Source organism: Streptomyces sp. NPDC016640, from assembly GCF_043076215.1.
Taxonomy (GTDB): Bacteria; Actinomycetota; Actinomycetes; order Streptomycetales; family Streptomycetaceae; genus Streptomyces.
The window spans coordinates 245,068-266,589 of the sequence record NZ_JBIBRG010000005.1 but is presented as its reverse complement, the minus strand read 5'-3'; the positions used below and the strand labels follow the sequence as shown (position 1 = coordinate 266,589).

18 protein-coding genes are annotated in these 21,522 nt (G+C 74.5%); 5 read left to right on the top strand and 13 right to left on the bottom strand.

Annotated features, from left to right (window positions below; translation table 11 throughout):
- Window positions 1–4: 4 nt before the first annotated feature.
- Window positions 5–1,189: a MarP family serine protease gene (locus ACF07S_RS13270; RefSeq protein WP_391974195.1), complete on the bottom strand. Its 1,185-nt coding sequence runs from the start codon at window positions 1,187–1,189 to the stop codon at window positions 5–7.
- A 197-nt stretch (window positions 1,190–1,386) separates the two neighbouring features.
- Here ACF07S_RS13270 and ACF07S_RS13265 point away from each other — a divergent pair, with 197 nt between their 5' ends.
- Window positions 1,387–2,274 carry a peptidoglycan recognition protein gene (locus ACF07S_RS13265; protein WP_391974194.1) on the top strand — a complete coding sequence of 296 codons (888 nt, stop codon included), beginning with the start codon at window positions 1,387–1,389 and terminating at the stop codon, window positions 2,272–2,274.
- 253 nt (window positions 2,275–2,527) lie between these two features.
- Here the strand turns inward: ACF07S_RS13265 and ACF07S_RS13260 are convergent, their stop codons facing one another.
- From ACF07S_RS13260 to ACF07S_RS13230, 7 genes are all read right to left on the bottom strand, one after another.
- On the bottom strand, window positions 2,528–3,046 hold the full coding sequence (locus tag ACF07S_RS13260; protein WP_391965343.1) for a DUF4240 domain-containing protein: 519 nt from the start codon (window positions 3,044–3,046) through the stop codon (window positions 2,528–2,530).
- Window positions 3,047–3,098: 52 nt separating this feature from the next.
- Window positions 3,099–4,076, bottom strand: coding sequence for a helix-turn-helix transcriptional regulator (locus tag ACF07S_RS13255; RefSeq protein WP_391965232.1), 978 nt, complete (start codon window positions 4,074–4,076; stop codon window positions 3,099–3,101).
- Between the two features lie 57 nt (window positions 4,077–4,133).
- The gene (aceE, locus tag ACF07S_RS13250; protein WP_391974193.1) at window positions 4,134–6,836 is read right to left on the bottom strand and encodes a pyruvate dehydrogenase (acetyl-transferring), homodimeric type; all 2,703 of its coding nucleotides are present in this window, start codon (window positions 6,834–6,836) and stop codon (window positions 4,134–4,136) included.
- A 390-nt stretch (window positions 6,837–7,226) separates the two neighbouring features.
- Window positions 7,227–7,850, bottom strand: coding sequence for a GntR family transcriptional regulator (locus tag ACF07S_RS13245; protein WP_391965230.1), 624 nt, complete (start codon window positions 7,848–7,850; stop codon window positions 7,227–7,229).
- Window positions 7,851–8,060: 210 nt separating this feature from the next.
- Complete coding sequence (gene sucB, locus ACF07S_RS13240) at window positions 8,061–9,911, bottom strand: 2-oxoglutarate dehydrogenase, E2 component, dihydrolipoamide succinyltransferase (RefSeq protein WP_391974192.1); 1,851 nt, start codon at window positions 9,909–9,911, stop codon at window positions 8,061–8,063.
- Window positions 9,912–9,973: 62 nt separating this feature from the next.
- Window positions 9,974–11,362 (bottom strand): dihydrolipoyl dehydrogenase, encoded by a 1,389-nt coding sequence (gene lpdA / locus ACF07S_RS13235; protein ID WP_391965228.1) that lies wholly within the window; start codon window positions 11,360–11,362, stop codon window positions 9,974–9,976.
- A gap of 314 nt (window positions 11,363–11,676) precedes the next feature.
- Complete coding sequence (locus ACF07S_RS13230; RefSeq protein WP_391965227.1) at window positions 11,677–13,212, bottom strand: leucyl aminopeptidase; 1,536 nt, start codon at window positions 13,210–13,212, stop codon at window positions 11,677–11,679.
- A gap of 300 nt (window positions 13,213–13,512) precedes the next feature.
- Here ACF07S_RS13230 and ACF07S_RS13225 point away from each other — a divergent pair, with 300 nt between their 5' ends.
- Window positions 13,513–14,301, top strand: a complete 789-nt coding sequence (locus ACF07S_RS13225; protein WP_391965226.1) for an endo alpha-1,4 polygalactosaminidase — start codon at window positions 13,513–13,515, stop codon at window positions 14,299–14,301.
- Between the two features lie 44 nt (window positions 14,302–14,345).
- On the opposite strand, the gene ACF07S_RS13220 is transcribed toward ACF07S_RS13225, so the two are convergent.
- On the bottom strand, window positions 14,346–15,137 hold the full coding sequence (locus ACF07S_RS13220; RefSeq protein ID WP_391965225.1) for an adenosylcobinamide-GDP ribazoletransferase: 792 nt from the start codon (window positions 15,135–15,137) through the stop codon (window positions 14,346–14,348).
- Window positions 15,138–15,197: 60 nt separating this feature from the next.
- On the opposite strand from ACF07S_RS13220, the gene ACF07S_RS13215 reads away from it, so the two are divergent.
- Window positions 15,198–15,950 (top strand): hypothetical protein, encoded by a 753-nt coding sequence (locus ACF07S_RS13215; protein ID WP_391965224.1) that lies wholly within the window; start codon window positions 15,198–15,200, stop codon window positions 15,948–15,950.
- Between the two features lie 112 nt (window positions 15,951–16,062).
- Here ACF07S_RS13215 and cobT read toward each other — a convergent pair whose 3' ends face one another.
- Window positions 16,063–17,211 carry a nicotinate-nucleotide--dimethylbenzimidazole phosphoribosyltransferase gene (gene cobT, locus ACF07S_RS13210; protein ID WP_391965223.1) on the bottom strand — a complete coding sequence of 383 codons (1,149 nt, stop codon included), beginning with the start codon at window positions 17,209–17,211 and terminating at the stop codon, window positions 16,063–16,065.
- 257 nt (window positions 17,212–17,468) lie between these two features.
- Between cobT and ACF07S_RS13205 the strand changes: the two genes are divergently transcribed.
- The gene (locus tag ACF07S_RS13205; protein WP_391965222.1) at window positions 17,469–18,518 is read left to right on the top strand and encodes a class I SAM-dependent methyltransferase; all 1,050 of its coding nucleotides are present in this window, start codon (window positions 17,469–17,471) and stop codon (window positions 18,516–18,518) included.
- A gap of 12 nt (window positions 18,519–18,530) precedes the next feature.
- Here the strand turns inward: ACF07S_RS13205 and ACF07S_RS13200 are convergent, their stop codons facing one another.
- Window positions 18,531–19,730: a bifunctional adenosylcobinamide kinase/adenosylcobinamide-phosphate guanylyltransferase gene (locus ACF07S_RS13200; RefSeq protein ID WP_391965221.1), complete on the bottom strand. Its 1,200-nt coding sequence runs from the start codon at window positions 19,728–19,730 to the stop codon at window positions 18,531–18,533.
- Window positions 19,731–19,846: 116 nt separating this feature from the next.
- On the opposite strand from ACF07S_RS13200, the gene ACF07S_RS13195 reads away from it, so the two are divergent.
- Window positions 19,847–20,059: a hypothetical protein gene (locus ACF07S_RS13195; protein WP_391965220.1), complete on the top strand. Its 213-nt coding sequence runs from the start codon at window positions 19,847–19,849 to the stop codon at window positions 20,057–20,059.
- A gap of 54 nt (window positions 20,060–20,113) precedes the next feature.
- On the opposite strand, the gene ACF07S_RS13190 is transcribed toward ACF07S_RS13195, so the two are convergent.
- A complete protein-coding gene (locus ACF07S_RS13190; RefSeq protein WP_391965219.1) occupies window positions 20,114–20,782 on the bottom strand; it encodes a class I SAM-dependent methyltransferase in 669 nt (222 codons plus the stop codon).
- A gap of 83 nt (window positions 20,783–20,865) precedes the next feature.
- Window positions 20,866–21,510, bottom strand: coding sequence for a DUF3043 domain-containing protein (locus ACF07S_RS13185; RefSeq protein ID WP_391965218.1), 645 nt, complete (start codon window positions 21,508–21,510; stop codon window positions 20,866–20,868).
- Between the last annotated feature and the right edge of the window lie 12 nt (window positions 21,511–21,522).

The window sequence follows — 21,522 nt, the reverse complement described above, 5'->3', positions numbered from 1 at the left end:
GTCGCTACGAGGTCACCAGCTCCCCCGGTTCCACCGGCGCCGTCGCCCGCGCCGCGCGCTCGGCGTCGTCCGCCACCTCGGCCGCCGTGAGCACGTAACCGGTCCCGGCGTCCGACGCGGAGCGGGCGAAGACCACCCCGTACACCCGGCCGTCGGGGGTCAGCAGCGGGCCGCCGGAGTTGCCGGGGCGGACGGTGGAGCGGATCGAGTAGACCTCCCGGACGACCGTCTCGTCGTTGTAGATGTCCTGCCCCCCGGCCCGCACCCGGCTCGCCACCGTGGCCGCCCGCAGATCGAGGCCGCCGTCCTGCGGATAGCCCGCGACGACCGCCGGGTCGCCGCGCGCCGCGTCGCCGGCGAACCGCAGCACGGGCGCCCGCAGGTCCGGCACGTACAGCACGGCCACGTCCCCGCGCGGGTCGAACAGCACCACCCGCGCCTCGTACGTCCGCCCGGCCCCGCCCACGCGCACGGTCGGCTCGCCGATGCCGGCCACCACATGGGCGTTGGTCATCACGCGCTCCCGCGCGTACACGAAGCCGCTGCCCTCGCGGCCCTGGACGCCCGCGACCCCCTCGACCTTCACCGTGCTCCGCCGGGCGGCCTGGGCCGCCGCCTCCGTGACACCGTCCCCGGACGGCCCGGCGGCCCGGGCCGCCGGCCCGTTCTCGAACGGGTCGTGGACCTGCGGGAAACCCGCCTCGGTCAGCGCCGGGGCGGCCCGCGGGAACCAGCCCGGCGTGGTCCCCGGCACCGTGTCCTGCACCGCGCCCAGCAGCCGGGAGTCCCGGATCGCCGACGTCACCGGCGGGGACGAGGAGGCGCCCGGCACGCTCGCCGCCGCCCACGCCACGATCAGCACCGCGACCGCGCTGGCCACCGCCCCGGCGGTCCCGTCCGCCGCCCGCGGCGGCCCCCGGTCCAGCTTCCGCCGCAGCCGCAGCGCCGGCCGCCCCGCCGGCCCGTGGCCGGCCACCGCCGGCAGCAGCACCGCGACCACGGCCGTCACCGTCGCCCGGGTCGTCCCCGGCGTCACCAGGTCCCTCACCCACGGCAGGAGCCACACGCCGACGGCCGCACCGCCCGCGAAACCGGCCGGCGAGACACAGCAGGCCAGCAGCCCGCGCCGGTGACCGGACGCCGCGTGGGCCAGGACGACCAGCGGCAGCAGGATGTCGAGCAGGTCCACGGACGCCGCCTTCCTCCCGGGCCCACCGGCCCGTCGGCACGGACAGGAGGGGCCCGGTGACCAGCCACGCGCGCGACGGCCGCCCGAATGCGGCCACGCGCCCGTGCACCGGGGAAACACCGCGGACCGCGACGATGGTTCCACCGGGTGGCACAGCACCTCTCGCGGGCCGGGCGGACCCGCCCCACAGTGGGACCATGCGTGTCCTCAGGAGACCGCGCGGAGCGCGGAAGCGCCACTCCCCCCGGATACCCGGCGGGCCCGGCACCCCGGGGCTGCCCGGCGCCGCCACGTCCTCGCTCGGCTGTCTGCCGGGCCTGGCCGCCGCCGTCGCCCTGGTGCTGTGCGCGTACGGCGTCGAACACGCCGCCGAGTCCGCCCGCCCCGCCGCGCGGACCGCGGCCCCCCACCGGGCGCCCCGGCCGGCCGTCGTGCCGCGCGCGGTCTGGCTGGGCGACGGCGCCCGCGAGCAGCCGCCCCCGCGCTACGACGACGAGGTCGTCGCCGTCTTCGTCCACCACACCGACTCGCCCAACGACTACGACTGCGCGGACGCGCCCGGCATCATCCGGAGCCTGTACGAGGGACAGATCCTCGGCCGCGACTGGGACGACCTCGGCTACAACTTCGTCGTCGACCGCTGCGGCACCGTCTACGAGGGCCGCGCGGGCGGCGTCGACCGGCCCGTCACCGGCGCCCACACCCAGGGCTTCAACCACCGCACCACCGGGATCGCCGCCCTCGGCACCTTCACCGAGGGCGCGCACGTGCCGCCCGAGATGCTGCACTCCATCGCCGCGCTGGCCGCCTGGAAGCTCGGCACGTCCGGCACCGACCCGCGCGCGGACGTCCGGCTGGTCTCCAGCAACGGCGGCAGCCGCTACGCGGCCGGCACCACCGCCACGCTGCCCGCGCTCGCGGGTCACACCGACGGCTACATGACCGACTGCCCGGGCGCCGCCCTGCAGGCCCGCCTCCCGGACATCAGGACCCTCGCGGCCCGCCTCCAGGGCCGCGAGACACGGGGCGACAGCCGGAACGCCCTGCGAACGGCCCACGGAACGAAGCGCGGAGCCGGTGAGTGACAGCCTCGGACGAAGCACCACCTGGACGCAGGCCCTGCGCCGTCCCCGGGCGGCCCCGTGCGCCGCCGCGGCCGTCGTCCAGGGCCCGGCCGCGCACACCGCCTCCGCCCTGACGCGGGCCAACGCCGCCCCCCGCCCTGACGCGGGCCAACGCCGCCCCCCGCCCCACGCACCGGGCGCGCACCGGCGCCCGTGAACCGGCGGGGCGCCCCTGCGGCCCGGTTGCGGAAAGCAGGGCGCGAGCCCTCGCGGCTCAGCCGCGGAACCGCTCCCACAGCCGCGGGTAGCGTTCCGCGAGCAGCGCCTCGTTCTCGAAGTCGAGGGGCGTGCCCTCCGGCTCCGCCGGGGCCGGCGGCAGCTCGAGGTCGGGCGCCACCGTGCCGGTGAGCTGCTCGTAGGCCTCGTCCGCCGCGTAACCGAGGTCCTCGCCGTCGCCGTCGATCTCCTCGTCGAAGTCCTCCAGCAGACCGGCGAGCGCGTCCGGGTCGTGCAGGGCGCCCTCGAACACCTCCCGGCCCTGGCCGATCAGCCAGCACCGGAAGAAGTCGAACGCGTCGTCGCTCGCCCCGTCGAGGAGCACCCACGCGGCGCCCCACAGATCCCAGTGGTAGGCGCGGTGGTAGCGGGACTCGAAGTGACGGGCGAAGTCCAGGACCGCCTCCGGGTCCAGCCGCAGGAGCCGCTCCACGAGCAGGTCGGCCTGCTCCTCCGGATCGCCCTCGGCGTCCTCCCGGGCGGCGTCCACCAGCTGCCAGAACTCCGTCTCGTCCATCACGCGTCCAGCATCGGTCCTGGGGCCGGGCGACGCACCCGGAGTGCGCGCACTACCGCGGCCGGTACAGCTCCGCCAGCCGCGCCGCCTGAGCGGCGAACCGCTCCCGCAGGCCCGGCGGCGCCAGCACCTCCACCTCCGCCCCCAGCGCGGTCAGCTGCGTATGGGCGACCTCCTCGGACTCCACCGGCAGGGTCACCGTCACCCGCCCCGCGGCGTCGGGCCCGTCCGCCCCGGCCAGCGCCTCCCGCGCCGACAGCGGATCCACGGTGTGCGCGAGCCGGCGCGCGCCCTCCGCCGTCAGCCGCACCACGACCTCCGTCCGCAGGAGGGACCGCGCGAACTGCTCCGCCCGCTCCTCCCAGAACGCGGGCAGATCGAACTCCGCCGCCCGCTCGAAGCGCTCCTCGCCCGCCTCCACCGCCGTGAACCGGTCGATCCGGTACACCCGGAGGGACCCGCGCCCCGTCACCCGCGCGCACAGGTACCAGACGCCCGCCTTGAGCACGAGCCCGTACGGCTCCAGCTCCCGCTCCACGTCGGTGTCGTCACGCCGGTAGCGGGCGGTGATCCGCCGGTCGTCCCAGACCGCGTCCGCGACGGCGGGCAGCAGCTCGGGCGTCTCCGGCTCGCGGAACCAGTTCGGGGCGTCCAGGTGGAAGCGCTGCGCGGCCGTCCGGGAGGCGTCCCGCAGGGACGGCAGCAGCGCCGCCGACACCTTCAGCCGGGCCGCCGAGGCGGCGTCCTCGAGCCCCATCTCGCGCAGCGCCCCCGGTACCCCGGACAGGAACAGCGCCTCCGCCTCGCCCCGGGCCAGCCCCGTCAGCCGGGTCCGGTAGCCGCCGACCAGCCGGTAGCCGCCGATCCGCCCCCGGTCGGCGTGGACCGGCACCCCGGCCTCCGACAGCGCCTGCGCGTCCCGGGTGACGGTCCGCTCCGACACCTCCAGCTCCCGCGCCAGCTCGGCGGCGGTCATGGAGGGCCGGGACTGGAGCAGCAGGACCATTTTGATCAACCGGGCGGCACGCATGGGCCCATCATGCAAGAGGCCCCCGCCGGGGCGGGGGCCTCCTCCACGGTCAGGCCGTCACAGGCCGTACTTCCCGCGCGCTTCCTTCACGGCCGCCGCCCGCACCTCACCGCGCCGGGCGAGCTGGGCCAGGGCCGCCACGACGATGGACTCGGCGTCCACGCCGAAGTGGCGGCGGGCCGCGTCACGGGTGTCCGACAGGCCGAAGCCGTCGGCGCCCAGCGACGTGTAGTCCTGCTCGACCCACTGCGCGATCTGGTCCGGGACCTGCCGCATGTAGTCGGACACCGCCAGCACCGGGCCCTCGGCGCCCTGCAGCGCCTGCCGGACGAACGGCACCCGCTCCTCGCCGCGCAGCAGCGCCTCGTCGGCCTCCATGGCGTCCCGGCGCAGCTCCGTCCACGAGGTGGCGGACCACACGTCGGCTGCCACGCCCCACTCCTCGCAGAGCATCCGCTGCGCCTTCAGCGCCCAGTGGATCGCCGTACCGGAGCCGAGGAGCTGGATCCGCGGGGCGTCGGCGACCGGGGACAGGCCGGCCGTCTCCGCCGTGTTGAAGCGGTACAGGCCCTTGACGATGCCCTGGTCGATGCCGGCCACCGACGGCTTGGCGGGCTGCGGCAGCGGCTCGTTGTAGACCGTCAGGTAGTAGAAGACGTTCTGGTCCTCGCCGGGCAGGGCCTCGCCGAACATCCGGCGCAGACCCTCCTTGACGATGACGCCGATCTCGTACGCGAAGGCCGGGTCGTACGTCAGCGCCGCCGGGTTGGTCGCCGCGATGACCGGCGAGTGGCCGTCGGCGTGCTGCAGGCCCTCGCCCGTCAGGGTCGTCCGGCCGGCCGTGGCGCCGACCAGGAAGCCGCGGCCGAGCTGGTCGCCGAGCTGCCACATCTGGTCGCCGGTGCGCTGCCAGCCGAACATCGAGTAGTAGATGTAGAACGGGATCATCGTCTCGCCGTGCGTCGCGTACGACGTCGAGGCGGCGATGAACTCGGCCATGGCGCCGGCCTCGGTGATCCCCTCGTTGAGGATCTGCCCGTTCTTGGCTTCCTTGTAGTACATCAGCTGGTCGCGGTCGACCGGCTCGTACGTCTGGCCCATCGGCGAGTAGATGCCCAGGGACGGGAAGAGGCTCTCCATGCCGAAGGTGCGCGCCTCGTCGGGGACGATCGGCACCCAGCGCTTTCCGGTCTCCTTGTCGCGGACCAGGTCCTTGACCAGGCGGACGAAGGCCATGGTGGTGGCCACGTTCTGCGAGCCGGAGCCCTTGTCGAAGGCGGCGAACGCCTTGTCGGCGGGCTGGGGCAGCGGCGCGACCGGGTGGACGCGGCGGGCCGGGGCCGGACCGCCGAGGGCGGCGCGGCGCTCCTGGAGGTAGCGGACCTCGGGGGAGCCGGCGCCCGGGTGGGCGTAGGGCACCACGCCGTCGACGAAGTCGCTGTCCCTGACCGGCAGGCCGAGGCGGTCGCGCATCGCCTTGAACTCGTCCACCGTCAGCTTCTTCATCTGGTGGTTGGCGTTCTTCGAGGCGAAGCCCTCACCGAGGGTGTGGCCCTTGACCGTCTGCGCCAGGATCACGGTCGGCGCGCCCTTGTGGGCGAGCGCCGCCTTGTACGCGGCGTAGACCTTGCGGGCCTCGTGGCCGCCGCGCGAGACGTGGAAGCACTCGAGGATCTTGTCGTCGCTCAGCAGCTTCGCCATCTCGGCGAGCGCCGGGTCCTTGCCGAAGAAGTCCTCGCGGATGTAGGCGGCGTCGCGCGTCTGGTACGTCTGCACCTGGGCGTCGGGCACCTCGCGCAGCCGGCGGACCAGCGCGCCCGTGGTGTCGAGCTGGAACAGCTCGTCCCACGCCGTGCCCCACAGGGTCTTGACGACGTTCCAGCCGGCGCCGCGGAACTGGGCCTCCAGCTCCTGCACGATCTTGAAGTTGGCGCGGACCGGTCCGTCCAGACGCTGCAGGTTGCAGTTGACGACGAAGGTGAGGTTGTCCAGCTGCTCGCGGGAGGCGAGGGTGAGCGCGCTCGTCGACTCGGGCTCGTCCATCTCGCCGTCGCCGAGGAACGCCCAGACGTGCGACTCGGCGACGTCCTTGATGCCGCGGCTGGTCAGATAGCGGTTGAAGCGCGCCTGGTAGATCGCGGAGATCGGCCCCAGGCCCATGGAGACGGTCGGGAACTCCCACAGCCAGGGCAGCCGCCGCGGGTGCGGGTACGACGGCAGGCCGTTGCCGCCGGCCTCGCGGCGGAAGTTGTCGAGCTGCTCCTCGCCGATCCGGCCGTCGAGGAAGGCGCGGGCGTAGATGCCGGGGGAGGCGTGGCCCTGGATGTAGAGCTGGTCGCCGGAGCCGTCGCGCTCCTTGCCGCGGAAGAAGTGGTTGAAGCCGGTCTCGTAGAGCCAGGCGGCGGAGGCGAAGGTGGCGATGTGGCCGCCGACGCCGTACTTGCTGCCGCGGGTCACCATGGCCGCCGCGTTCCAGCGGTTCCAGGCGGTGATCCGCTGCTCCATCTCCTCGTCGCCGTCCACGGCCGGTTCGGCGGAGGTGGGGATGGTGTTGACGTAGTCGGTCTCGAGGAGCTTCGGCAGCGCGATGCCGGCGCCCTCGGCGCGCTCCAGCGTGCGGCGCATCAGGTACGCGGCACGGTGCGGCCCGGCCGCCTCGGTGACGGCGTCCAGGGAGGCCTGCCACTCGGCGGTCTCCTCGGGGTCGCGGTCCGGGAGCTGGTCGAGCTCGCTCGGCTGGATGGCGTTGGGGTCGGTCATGTCGCCGCCTTCCTCAGTCGAAGGGGGTTCCCTCATCGGTAAGGGTTCGGGGTGCCCTTGGTCTTTGGCAGGACAGGGCGAGGGCTCGGGTGCGAGCCCGCTGGCGACTGTAACCCCCTGATCGATGATCGATCAAAGGGTTGAGGGGGAAAATCTCTTGATCACGAGAAAGTAGGCACGGCGTGCCTCCGGCGGTGGCACCGGGTGACGTTCGCTTCGAGGGTTTGCGCAGGTGAGAGGGGGTGTCCCCGCCGGCCCCCGGGTGCGCCGGAGAGCCCGGTGCGACGGCTGTGGAGCGGGTGCGACCGCTTCAGGGGCGGGGGAGCCGCGCGAAGGGGTCCGGGGCGAAGTCCCCAGGGACGGGAAGGGGCCCCGGGGGCGAAACACCCTCTACGCCCGCGGCGCGCACCCCAGCACATGGGACTTGACCAGGTCCGCGATCCGCGGATCGCGCCGCCGGAACGCCGCCACCAGCTCCTCGTGCTCCTCCGCGTACGACTGCTGCACCGTCCCCAGCCACCGTATCGACAGTGCCGTGAACACCTCGATCCCCAGCCCTTCCCAGGTGTGCAGCAGCACGGAGTTCCCCGCCGCCCGCACCAGCTCCCGGTGAAAGGCCACGGTGTGCCGCACCTGCCCCGTCCCGTCGGCCAGCCGGTCCGCCTCGTACAGCGCCGCGACATGCGGCTCCAGCGCCGAGCAGTCCTCCGCCAGCCGCCCCGCCGCCAGCTCCGCGGCGATCGCCTCCAGACCGGCCCGGACCGGGTAGCTCTCCTCCAGGTCGGCGGCCGTCAGATTCCGCACCCGCACGCCCTTGTTGGGCGCCGACTCGATCAGCCGCAGCGACTCCAGCTCGCGCAGCGCCTCCCGCACCGGCGTCTGGCTGACCTCCAGCTCGGTCGCGATCCGCCGCTCCACGATCCGCTCGCCCGGCTTCCAGCGTCCGCTGATGATCCCTTCCAGGATGTGCTCGCGGATCTGTTCGCGCAGCGAGTGGACGACGGGCGCGGTCATGAGGGCTCTCCTTAGGGAGGGGCCCACGGGACCCCGGGGGGCGCTGACGCTTAGACAATACGGCCGCGAGAGCGCGCGGGAAGGGCGCGCGGGGGCGCTTTCGCCCAGGTGAGACGAGACTTACACGCTCCATACGCCGGGAACACGGCGGTGCCCCCGCCCGGAAGCTTCCGGACGGGGGCACCGTGGGGCCGTGTCAGCGACCGCGGGTCACAGGCCGAGCTCGACCTCGAACTCGCCGGCCTCCAGGATCGCCTTGACCGCCGTCAGGTAACGGGCCGCGTCGGCACCGTCCACCAGGCGGTGGTCGTAGGAGAGGGTCAGGTAGGTCATGTCGCGGACGCCGATGACCGTGCCCTCCTCGGTCTCGATGACGGCCGGACGCTTGACCGTGGCACCGATGCCGAGGATCGCGACCTGGCCCGGCGGCACGATGATCGTGTCGAAGAGCGCGCCGCGCGACCCGGTGTTGGAGATGGTGAAGCTCGCGCCGGACAGCTCGTCGGGCGTGATCTTGCCGGCGCGGACCTTGCCCGCCAGCTCGGCCGTCGCCTTGGCGATACCGGCGAGGTTGAGGTCACCGGCGTTCTTGATGACCGGGGTCATCAGGCCCTTCTCGGAGTCCACCGCGATACCGACGTGCTCGGTGTCGAAGTAGGTGATGGTCCCCTCGGCCTCGTTGATCCTGGCGTTGATGGGCGCGTGCGCCTTCAGCGCCTGGGCCGCGGCCTTGACGAAGAACGGCATCGGCGAGAGCTTGACGCCCTCACGCGCCGCGAACGCGTCCTTGGCGCGGGCGCGCAGCTTCATCAGACGGGTGACGTCGACCTCGACGACCGACGACAGCTGGGCCTGCTCGCGCAGGGCCTTGACCATGTTGTCGCCGATGACCTTGCGGATCCGCGGCATCTTCACGGTCTGGCCGCGCAGCGGGGACGCCTCCAGGACCGGGGCCTTCCTCGCGGCCGGCGCGGTGGCGGCGGCAGGCGCCGGGGCGGCGGCCTTCGCGGCCTCGGCGGCGGCGAGCACGTCCTGCTTGCGGATGCGGCCGCCGACGCCGGTGCCCTTGACGGTGGACAGGTCGACGCCGTTCTCGGCGGCGAGCTTGCGCACCAGCGGGGTGACGTAGGCGCCCTCGTCCGTGGCCTGGGCGGCGGCCGGAGCCTGGGCGGCGGCCGGGGCCGGAGCGGCCGGCGCCGGCTCGGGAGCCGGGGCGACCTGCTGCTGCGGAGCCGGAGCCGGAGCCGGAGCCGGAGGCGCCTGCGGGGCGGGGGCGGCCGGTGCCTGCGGGGCGGCCGGGGCGGGGGCGGCCGGAGCAGGCGCCGGGGCGGCCTGCTGCGGCTCCGGTGCGGGCTCGGGCTGCGCCGGGGCCTCGGGGGCGGCCGGGGCGGGGGCGGCGGCCGGAGCGGCACCGGCCTCGCCGATGACGGCGAGCCTGGCGCCGACCTCGGCCGTCTCGTCCTCGCCGACCACGATCTCCAGCAGGGTGCCGGAGGTGGGGGCGGGGATCTCGGTGTCGACCTTGTCCGTCGACACCTCCAGCAGCGGCTCGTCGGCCTCGACGGTGTCACCGACCGACTTCAGCCAGCGGGTGACGGTGCCCTCGGTGACGGACTCGCCGAGCGCGGGCAGGACCACGTCCGTGCCCTCGGCGCTGCCGCCGCCGGCCGCGGCCTCGGCGGTGGGCGCCGGAGCCGGAGCGGCCTGCTCGGTGGAGGGCTCGGCCTGCGGCTGCGGCTCGGGAGCCGGCGGGGCGGCCTGCTCGGCGGGCGCCTGCTCGGCGGGCGCCTGCTCGGCGGCCGGGGCGGCGGCGGGGGCGCCGCTGCCGTCGTCGATCAGGGCCAGCTCGGCGCCGACCTCGACCGTCTCGTCCTCGGCGACCTTGATGGAGGACAGCACGCCGGAGGCGGGAGCGGGGATCTCGGTGTCGACCTTGTCGGTGGAGACCTCGAGCAGCGGCTCGTCGGCCTCGACGCGCTCGCCCTCGGCCTTCAGCCAGCGGGTGACAGTGCCCTCGGTGACGCTCTCGCCGAGCGCCGGAAGGGTTACGGAAACCGGCATGGTTTCGGTTGCTCCTTTAAAAGTGCGGAAGTCTGGTCGTCGCGCCCGATGGACTGGGGGCGTCAGTCGTGGGCGTGGAGGGGCTTTCCGGCCAGGGCCAGGTGGGCCTCGCCGAGCGCCTCGTTCTGGGTCGGGTGGGCGTGGACGAGCTGGGCGACCTCGGCCGGCAGCGCCTCCCAGTTGTAGATCAGCTGGGCCTCGCCGACCTGCTCGCCCATGCGGTCGCCGACCATGTGGACGCCGACGACGGCACCGTCCTTGACCTGGACGAGCTTGATCTCGCCCGCGGTCTTGAGGATCTTGCTCCTGCCGTTGCCCGCCAGGTTGTACTTCAGAGCGACGACCTTGTCCGCACCGTAGATCTCCTTGGCCTTGGCCTCGGTGATGCCGACGGAGGCGACCTCGGGCTGGCAGTACGTCACCCGCGGGACACCGTCGTAGTCGATCGGGACGGTCTTCAGACCGGCCAGGCGCTCCGCCACCAGCATGCCCTCGGCGAAGCCGACGTGCGCGAGCTGGAGGGTCGGGACCAGGTCACCGACGGCGGAGATGGTGGGGACGTTGGTGCGCATGTACTCGTCGACCAGGACGAAGCCGCGGTCCATGGCGACCCCGGCCTCCTCGTAGCCCAGGCCCTGGGAGACCGGGCCGCGGCCGATGGCGACGAGCAGGACCTCGGCCTCGAACTCCTTGCCGTCCGCCAGGGTGACCTTGACACCGTCCTGGGTGTACTCGGCCTTCTGGAAGAACGTGCCCAGGTTGAACTTGATGCCGCGCTTGCGGTAGGCGCGCTCGAGGAGCTTCGAGGAGTTCTCGTCCTCGGCCGGCACGAGGTGCTTCAGGCCCTCGATGATCGTGACGTCGGTGCCGAAGGACTTCCACGCGGAGGCGAACTCGACGCCGATGACACCGCCGCCCAGGATGATCGCTGACTTCGGCACGCGGTCCAGGACCAGGGCGTGGTCGGAGGAGATGATGCGGTCGCCGTCGATCTCCAGGCCCGGCAGCGACTTCGGCACGGAGCCGGTCGCCAGCAGGACGTGGCGGCCCTGGATCCGCTGGCCGTTCACGTCGACGGAGGTGGGGGAGGAGAGCCGGCCCTCACCCTCGACGTAGGTCACCTTGCGGGAGGCGATCAGCCCCTGCAGGCCTTTGTACAGGCCGGAGACGACGTCGTCCTTGTACTTGTGGACGGCCGGTACGTCGATGCCCTCGAAGGTGGCCTTCACACCGAACTGCTCGCTCTCGCGGGCCTGGTCGGCGATCTCGCCCGCGTGCAGCAGGGCCTTGGTGGGGATGCATCCCCGGTGCAGGCAGGTACCGCCGACCTTGTCCTTCTCGATCAGGGCGACGTCCAGGCCCAGCTGAGCCCCGCGCAGGGCCGCGGCGTAACCACCGCTGCCACCGCCGAGGATCACTAGGTCGAAAACGGTGCTGGCGTCGTTCGCCACGTCACGTCCTCCATGCATGTGCGCCACGCCGGTCTCCAGTGACCGGTCGGCGGCTGGTGTGCGGCCGCTTCTTGCCTCGGCCCTTCGGTGGGGGCCCTGTCCTGCCGAGCCCCATCTTCGCACTTGTCGACGCCGAACGAGACGCCGGGCCGTGGTGTGAGACGTCCCACGTTCACGTGCCGGGGGCGGCGGGGCGGCCCGCCGGGGCGCCGGGGACCGCGCGGCCGACCGCACCCCGGTCCGCGGGCGCCGCGTGACGGACCGGACCGGCGGGTGGCGGGACCCCGCGCGGGGTCCCGCCACCCGGGAGACGATCAGACCAGGTCGCCGGCGGCGGCCCGCTCCGCGAGCCGGACCAGGGTCCGCACCGCCGAACCCGTGCCGCCCTTGGGCGTGTAGCCGAAGGGGCCGCCCTCGTTGAACGCCGGGCCGGCGATGTCGAGGTGGGCCCAGGTGATGCCCTCGCCGACGAACTCGCGCAGGAACAGGCCGGCGACCAGCCCGCCGCCCATCCGCTCGCCCATGTTGGCGATGTCGGCGGTGGCCGAGTCCATGCCCTTGCGCAGGTGCTCCGGCAGCGGCATCGGCCACGACGGCTCGCCCGCCTCCTCGGCGGCCTCGTGCACCGCGGAGCGGAACGCGTCGTCGTTGGCCATGACGCCGAAGGTGCGGCTGCCCAGTGCCAGCACCATCGCGCCGGTCAGGGTCGCGACGTCCACGATCGCGTCCGGCTTCTCCTGCGAGGCGGCCCACAGCGCGTCCGCGAGGACCAGCCGGCCCTCGGCGTCGGTGTTGAGCACCTCCACCGTCTTGCCGCTGTACATGCGCAGCACGTCACCGGGGCGGGTCGCCGAGCCGGACGGCATGTTCTCGGCCAGCGCCAGCCAGCCGGTGACGTTGACCTCCAGGCCGAGGCGGGCGGCGGCGACGACCGCGGCGAACACGGCGGCGGCACCGCTCATGTCGCACTTCATCGTCTCGTTGTGGCCGGCCGGCTTCAGCGAGATGCCGCCCGAGTCGTAGGTGATGCCCTTGCCGACCAGGGCGAGGTGCTTCTTCGCCTTGGACGAGGTGTACGACAGCTTCACCAGGCGCGGGCCCGACGCCGAGCCGGCGCCGACGCCGAGGATGCCGCCGTAGCCGCCCTTGGCCAGGGCCTTCTCGTCGAGCACCTGCACCTTGATGCCGTGCTCCTTGGCCGCCACCTGCGCGACGGCGGCGAACGCCTCGGGGTTGAGGTCGTTCGGCGGGGTGTTGACCAGGTCGCGGGCGCGGTTGAGCTCCTCGGCGACGGCGGTGGCGCGCTCGACGGCGGCCTTGAACGCCTTGTCGCGGGCCTTGCCGCCGAGCAGCAGGGCCTCGGCGAGCGGCGCCTTGCCGTTCTTGCCGCCCTTCTTGCCGTGGTCCTTGTAGGCGTCGAAGGAGTACGCGCCGAGCACCACGCCCTCGGCGACCGCGCCGGCGTCGGCGGCGTCCGTCAGCGGCAGGGCGAACCCGGCCTTCTTCGAACCGGTGAGCGCGCGGGCGGCCACGCCGGCCGCCCTGCGCAGGGCTTCGGTGCCGTAGCCGGCGCCCTTCTCGGGCTGGGCACCGAGGCCCACCGCCAGCACGAGCGGCGCCTTGAAGCCGGCCGGCGCGGGGAGCTTCGTCACCTCGCCCTCGGCACCCGACGCGCCGAGCGTCTCCAGGACGCCGGCCAGGCCGCCGTCGTACGCCTGGTCCACGGCCTCGGCGCCCGGTGCGACGACCGGGGTCCCGGACTTCGACGCGGACCCCTTGGCGACACCGATCACGATCGCGTCGGCCCGCAGGCCGGGGACCGCGGCGGTGCTGAGAGTGAGAGCAGTCACGGTGGTGAAATCTCGCTTCCGATGTGAAGTTGCTGTGGCCGATGGGTGTGGGTCGACCGGGCCCGGCAGCCGACCCTAGTCGCGATGTGCGGGTGCGGTCCCGTCGGGGCCTCCCCCGGTGCGGCGAACACTCGGGACGAGCCTACGCGCGTCGGTGCGCCGGCCCCCGCACGCGGGTGTTCACCCGCCCGTGGCACGGTGGCCGTCCCCGGGTACCCGCCGACGGGCCGTCGTACGGCGACGATCATCCTTGAGGTTCCTGTGCGCCGACCACGGCCCGCCCGATCTGGAGACCGCCCGGTGAGACGACCGCCCCTGCTTGTCACGCTGCTCGCCCTGCTGCTGACCGCCTGCGCCACCGCGCCCGGGCCCGACGCGAAGACTCCCGGCGACCGCTGGCGGCCCCGGCCCGGCACCGCCTGGCAGTGGCAGCTCAGCGGGCGCCTCGACACCTCCGTGGACGTCCCGGTCTACGACATCGACGGCTTCGACCACTCCCGGGACACCGTCGAGCGGCTGCACCGCGACGGCCGCAAGGTCATCTGCTACCTGTCCACCGGTGCCTGGGAGGACTTCCGCCCGGACGCCGGCGACTTCCCGAAGTCGGTGATCGGCCGGGGGAACGGCTGGGAGGGCGAGCGCTGGCTCGACATCCGCCGCACCGACGTCCTGGAGCCGATCATGGCCGAGCGCATCGACATGTGCCGCGACAAGGGGTTCGACGCGGTGGAGCCGGACAACATGGACGGCTACCGCAACCGCACCGGCTTCCCGCTCACCGCCGGCGACCAGCTCCGCTACAACCGCCTTGTCGCCCGGCTCGCCCACGAACGGGGCCTGGCCGTCGGCCTGAAGAACGACCTCGACCAGATCCCGCAGCTGGTCGACGACTTCGACTTCGCGGTCAACGAGCAGTGCGCCCAGTACGGCGAATGCGCACGGCTGACGCCGTTCGTGGAGGCCGGCAAGGCCGTCTTCCACGCCGAGTACGAGCTGTCCACCGACCGCTTCTGCGCCGAATCCCGGCGCCTGGAGCTGAGTTCGCTGCTCAAGAAGTACGAACTCGACGCATGGCGGCGGGCGTGCTGAGCCGCACGCCGGTCACGGCCGTGCCCGACCTCGAGGGGATCGTGTCAGCCCAGTGACATGACGACGAGCGCGGTCGTCGCCGCCGTCTCCGCGAGTCCGCCGAACACGTCGCCGGTGACCCCGCCGAACCGGCGGACGCAGCGCCGCAGCAGCAGTTCGGCGGCCGCGACGGCCAGCACCACCGCGAGAACGGCGCGGACGGCGCCGTACGCCCCGAGGAACGCGCCCCCGGCCGCCGCGGCCCCGGTCACCACGAGCGCGGCGACCGCCGCGCCCGCCCCCGGCACCACCCCCGCGACCGCCGCGCCCAGCCCCTCCGGACGGGCGGGCGGCACACCGGTGCGCGCGGCCAGGGTGAGGACCAGCCGCGCCGCGACCGCCGAGACGACGACGGCGAGCGCGCCGCGCGCCCAGGAGCCGTCGTACGCCCGCGCCAGCGCGGCCACCTGGGCCAGCAGGACGAGGACGAGCGTGAGCACCCCGAACGGCCCGATGTCCGACTGCTTCATGATCCGCAGCGCGTCCTCGGCCGGCTTGGCGCTGCCGAGCCCGTCCGCGGTGTCGGCGAGCCCGTCGAGGTGCAGCCCCCGGGTCAGCGCGGCCGGTACGGCGACCGCGGCGACGGCGGCGAGCAGCGCACCCGCGCCGAGGAACAGCAGCAGCAGGCCCACGGCGGCGGACACGGCGCCGACCGCCAGTCCGGCCAGCGGGGCGCACAACATGCCCGCGCGCGCGGCCGGGCGGTCCCAGCGGGTGACCCGGACCGGCAGCACGGTGAGGGTGCCGAAGGCGAAGCGGAGGCCGTCGGCCGGAGGGATGGCGAAGTGCGCGGGCATCGGCGCAGCGTACTCGGCGGCCGCCGAGGCGCCCACGGCAGCTGTGGATAAAGTGCCCATATGGGACATTGGCTGGACCGGAACATCATCGAGCCGGGCAAGCTTCCGCTGCTCCTCGCCCTCGCCGCCTTCGTCCTCACCTTCGTGATCACCCGGGTCGTCACCCGTCTGATCCGGGCCGGCCGGGGTCCGTTCGGCAACGTCACGGCCGGCGATGTGCACATCCACCACGTCGTGCCCGGCGTCATCCTCACCGTGACCGGCGGCTTCGGCACGGTGGCGGGCGGTGGGCGCGGCCCGGGGGCCGCGCTCGGCGCGGTCGTCTTCGGCATCGGCGCGGGCCTCGTCCTGGACGAGTTCGCCCTGATCCTGCACCTCGACGACGTCTACTGGACCGAGGCCGGCCGCAAGAGCGTGGAGATGGTCGTGCTCACGGCCGCCCTGGTCGGGCTGCTGCTGGCCGGGTTCGCGCCGTTCGGGGTCAACGACCTGTCCGAGGGTGAACTGCAGAACCGCGCGGGCGCGGCCGCGAACGTCGCCGTGAACTTCCTCTTCTCGCTCATCGCCCTGAGCAAGGGAAAGACGCGGATCGCCGCCTTCGGCGTGATCGTTCCCGTCGTGGCCCTGATCGGGGCCCTGCGGCTGGCCCGCCCCGGCTCCCCGTGGGCCAGGCGCTTCTACCGGCGCCGGCCGCGTGCGCGGGCCCGGGCCGCCCTGCGCGCCCACCGCCACGACCGCCGCTGGTCCGGCCCGCGCCGGGCCGTCCAGGACTGGCTCGGCGGCAAACCGGACCCACCCCCACCACATCCCTGAACCCCGTCAGGGCCGCGGGGAACCGCGTGAACGGGGGTCCGGGGGCGGAGTCCCCGGGGACGGGACGGGGAGGGGCGGCGGGGGCGGGAAACAGGGCGGGCGCCCGGCTCCGTCACTCCGGCTTCGCCGGGCCCTCTGCCTTCGCCGGGCCCTTTGTCTCCGCCGGGCCCTCTGCCTCCGCCGGCTCCTCCGGCTCCTCCGGCTTCGAAGAGCCCTCGGGCCGCTCCGGAAGCTCCGCCGCCAGCGCCGCAGCCGCCTGGACCAGCGGCAGGGCCAGCAGCCCACCCGTGGCCTCGCCGACCGTGACACCGTGGGAGAGCAGGGGCTCCAGGGCCATCCGGTCCAGGGCCTTCGCCTGGCCCGGCTCGCCACTGGCGTGCGCGGCCAGCCACCAGTCCGGCGCCCGGAACGCGACCCGCTGGCCCACCAGCGCGCACGCCGCCGTCACCACCCCGTCCAGCACGACCGGCAGCTTGCGCACCGCGGCCTGCAGCAGGAAGCCCGTCATCGCGGTGAGGTCGGCCCCGCCGACCGTCGCGAGGAGTTGCAGCTGATCGCCCAGCACGGGCCGGGCCCGGCGCAGCGCGTCACGGATCGCCGCGCACTTGCGCATCCACGCCAGGTCGTCGATCGCCAGCCCGCCGCGCCCGGTCACCACCGACGCGTCCGTGCCGCACAGCGCGGCCACCAGCACCCCCGCCGCGGTGGTGCCGCCCACGCTCACATCGCCGAGCACCACCAGATCCGTACCGGAGTCGGCCTCCTCGTCGGCCACGGCCATCCCGGCCCGGAACGCCTCCTCGGCCTCCTCCGGGGTCAGCGCGTCCTCGGTGTCGATGCGCCCGCTGCCCCGCCGCACCCGGTGCCGTACGACGTCCTCGGGCAGCGACTGCGGGTCGCAGTCCAGGGACATGTCGACCACCCGCACCGGCACCCCGAGCCGCCGGGCCAGCACGGACACCGGACGGCCGCCCTCCAGCACCTCCCGCACCAGGCCGGCGGCGCTGCCCGCGGCCCGCGCGGAGACACCCAGCCCGGCAATCCCGTGATCACCGGCGAACAGCACGACCCGCGGGCGTTCGACCGGCCGCACCGGCACCGCGGACTGCGCCGCCGCCAGCCACTCACCCAGCTCGTCGAGCCGGCCCAGTGACCCGGGCGGCACGATCAGGCGCTCCCGGCGCGCCTCCGCGTCACGGCGCACCCCGCCGTCCGGACGCTCGATCAGATCGGTGAAGTCGTCGAGATTAAGCGAGCTCATTCGCCGAACAGTACCGGCCCCGCTCGAACCCGACGGCGTGCCGGTCGGCGCCGCGTGCACGGCCCCACCCGCACCACGCCACCCCGGCGCCGATGCACTCCGTAACGCCCTGCCAAACGTAACGTTTTGCAGGGTAATGCCGGACATCCACGTATCCGCTCCGTCCGCTCCGTCCGTCTCCGCCCCGTCCCCGCCGCACGTCCGTCCCGCCCGCCCCTCCACCTCCGTGCCGTACGCCCTCACGCCGGGAGCCGCCCATGTCCGCGCCCACCCCCGACACCGCGCACCCCGTCCCCCACGGTTCCGTCCGGGTGCACGAACCGCGCCGCGAGGACTGCCCCTGGTGCGGCTCCGCACGGCTGCGCAACCGGCTGAGAACCGGCGATCTGCGCCGGCACCGGCCGGGCCTGTTCACCGTCGACACCTGCCGGGACTGCGGCCACACCTTCCAGAACCCGCGCCTCACCCCCGAGGGCCTCGCCTTCCACCGGCGGACCGTGCGCGGCGCCCCCCGGGACCCCGCCACCGAACGCGTCCTCGCCCTGCACTCCGCCCGGCACCGCCGGCGCTCCGCCGCCCGCGCGATGCTCCGCTTCGGCGAGCCGGAGAGCTGGCTGGACGTCGGCACCGGACTCGCCCGCTTCCCGGACACCGCACGGGAGTTCTTCCCGTACACCTCCTTCGACGGCACCGACCTCACCGCGCGCGTCGAGAGAGCCCGCGCCCTCGGCCGCGTGGAGGAGGCCCACGTCGGGCCACTGACGGACCCGCGGGTCATGGCCCGGCTGGCCGGCCGCTACGACGTGGTCAGCCTGCTGCACCACCTGGAGCACACCACGGACCCCCGCGCGGAACTGCACGCCGCCCTCGACGCCCTGCGCCCCGGCGGTCATCTGCTCGTCGAGACCCTGGACCCGCGGTGCGCGTACGCCGCGCTGTTCGGCCGCTGGTGGCTGCCCTACGACCAGCCCCGCCGGCTGCACCTGCTGCCGCCGCGCAACCTGCGCGCGGAGCTCGAAGGGCGCGGCTGCGCCGTCGTCGGCGCCGGGCACCGCGCCGCACACGTGCCGCACGACCTGGCCGGCCTGGCCGCCCTCGCCCTCTCGCACGCCCTGCCCGCCCCGGACACCCCCTGGCGGGCCGTCCCGCCGACCCCCTTCCAGCGGCACCTGCGCACGGCCCTGCTCGGCGCGGGCACCCCGCTGGTGGTCGCGGCGGCGGTGACGGACCTCGCCCTCGCACCCCTGGTGCGCCACACCCCGTTCGCCAACGCCTACCGGATCATCGCGCGCAAACCGGAGGACTGACCGCCCGGCGTCTCACCCCCGCAGGACCACCGCCTGGCCCGCCACCACCAGCAGCACCTGCTCGCACTCCCGCGCGAACGCCGCGTTCAGCCGCCCGAGTTCGTCCCGGTACCGGCGGCCGGACGCGGTGGCGGGCACGATGCCCGAGCCCACCTCGTTGGAGACGGCGACCACCGTCCGCCGGGCCCCGCGCACCGCCGCGGCCAGCTCCCGCACCCGCTCCCGCAGGGCCCGCTCCCCGCCGTCCGCCCACTCCGCGTCGTCCCACGCCCCCACGGCGTCCATCGCGTCCGTCAGCCACAGCGACAGGCAGTCCACCAGCAGCGGCGGCCCGTCGTCCGTCAGCAGCGGCACCAGGTCGCAGGTCTCCAGGGTGCGCCACGCCCCCGGACGCCGCTCCCGGTGCGCCGACACCCGCGCGGCCCACTCGGTGTCCCCGCCCCGCGTCCCGCCGGTCGCCACGTACAGCACCTCGGGGAACGACTCCAGCCGACGCTCGGCCTCCACCGACTTGCCCGAGCGCGCCCCGCCCAGCACCAGCGTCCGCCGCGGCACGTCGGGCACGTCCTCGTAGGCGCCCACCTCCAGCGTCACCCCGTCCGGCACGGCGCGCGCCCCCGCCGCCGCGAGCCGGCGCCGCAGCTCCGCGCCCGGCGGCACGTCATGGTCCAGATGGACGGCGACCACATCCGTGGTCGGTCCCACCGCGCCCACCTCCCGCAGCCTCGCCAGCGCGTCCGGACGCCCCACGACGTCCAGCAGCACCATGGCGTACGGCTCGGCCGGCTCCTCCAGCCCGGCCGGCGCCCCGCCCGGCGGCAGGTACAGCAGCCGCTGCCCGTCCGGACCGGTCACCGCGTACCCGGTGCCGGGCGCGTCCAGCGCCACCGCCCGCACCCGATGCCCCGTCAGCAGCGCCAGCTCCCGCCCGTCCGGCACCCTCCCGGGCCCCGGCAGCCCGGCCGGCAGCTCGACCGCGGGGCCGTGGTGCGGGTGCGACAGCAGCACCTGGCGCACGCCGCCCAGCGAACGCCCCGCGCGAGCGGCGGCGAACGCCGCGCCCGGTGTGAGATCGAACAGCAGCGCCCCGTCCACGAGCAGCGAGGCGGCCGCCCGCGCGTCCGCGCCGAGCGCGGACGCGCACGCGGCGCAGGGACAGTCGGGGCGGGGCAGTCCCGCCGGGGCACCGGTGCCGAGCAGAGTCAGTTCCACGCCCTGATTTTCGCCCGCCCCCACGGCCGCTGCCCGTCCGACTAGGCTCTCGGGCAGGAGCCGGGCCGAGATCCGGCTTCACCTGTGCAGTGAGTTCGCATTCATGGGAGGCGTACATGGCGGCATGGACGTGGCGGTTCGAGAAGGCAGACGGGACGCAGGTCGAGCCCGCGGTGCCGCCGGAGGAGTTCTCCACCCAGGGGGACGCCGAGTCCTGGATCGGGGAGAACTGGAAGGCCCTCGCGGAGGGCGGCGCCGACCAGGTACGCCTGCTGGAGGACACCACGGAGATCTACGGCCCGATGAGTCTCCACGCCGAGGGGGAGTGAGTCCCCGGGCGGGGGCCGCCCGGGCCCTCGCCCACCTCACCGCGACGGCGGGCGTCAGCCCCGCACACCGCACAGGTGCAGCAGGGCCGCCACGCTCCGGTAGGGGTCCGTGCGGCCGGCCCGGTCCTCGACCGCGAGCAGGGTGTCCATGTCGTCCGGGAGCGCCGCGTCGTCCGCGGCGGTGTCCGTGAAGACCCCCACGCCGTACCAGGTGTGCAGCGGTGCCCCGATCCCCGCGAGGGTCGCCGTCAGCCGCTTCAGCCCGTAGGACGCCGTCCCGAAGCACGCCAGCGCCCCGGCCCAGTCGCCGGACAGGCCGGACCGCATCGCGGGCGCGTCGCCGTTGCGCACCAGCAGGGACAGCAGGCCGCCGGGCGCCAGTACCCGGGCCAGCCCGGCCAGCAGCGCGTCCGGTTCCTCCATCCGCATGAGCACGCCGTGGCACAGCACCACGTCGAAGCTGCCCGGCAGGAAGTGCACCCCGGTGTCCCGGCCGTCGCCCACGACGATGCGCATCCGCTCCCGGATGCCCTCCGGTTCCCCGGCGAGGACCTCCCGCGCGGCGGCGATCATCGCCGGGTCCTTCTCGACGCCGGTGACGTGGTGACCGTACCGGGCCAGCCACAGCGCCTGCGCCCCCCGGCCCATACCCACGTCGAGCACCCGCAGCCGCCGCCCCACCGCGAAGCGCCCGGCCATCTGCTCCTCCAGCTGACGGGCCACCAGCTCCTGCCGGACCACGTCCCGCAGACCGCCGGGCCCGCTCGGCCGGCCCCGTGCCGCGCCGTCGGCGAACGGTGTGACGCTCAGGGCCGCTCTCCGCGCTTGACCTGGGGCTTGGGCAGCCGCAGCCGGCGCATCTGGAGCGAGCGCATCAGCGCGTACGCCACCGCGCCGCGCCGGTTGTCGTCGGGGAACCGCTCGGCCAGCCGCTTCTTCAGCCGGACCCCGGTCACGATCGAGTCGAGCACGATCATCACGATCACCACCAGCCACAGCAGCAGCGCGGCGTTCTGCAGCTGGGGCACCTGGATCATGCTCAGCACCAGGATGACCACGGCCATCGGCAGGAAGTACTCCGCGATGTTGAACCGCGAGTCCACGAAGTCGCGCGCGAACCGGCGCACCGGCCCCTTGTCGCGGGCGGGCAGATAGCGCTCGTCGCCGCTGGCCAGCGCCTGGCGCTGGCGCTCCAGCGCGGCACGGCGCTCCTCACGTTGCCGCTTGGACGCCTCCTTGCGCGACATCGTCGTATTGGCCACGCTGCGACGCTGGCTCTGGGCCTGGCTGCGCTTGGGCGTGGGGCGGCCCTTGGGGGCCTCGGGGTGGCGGATCGACTGGGAGCCGGTCACCGTCGCCTTGTCGGCGACCGGTGCCTTCTCTTCCTTGGCGCGGCTACGGAACACAAAACCCAAGGGTACGGGGTGCCCGGGGTTGGACCCCAGCCCCATGGGGAACGATCC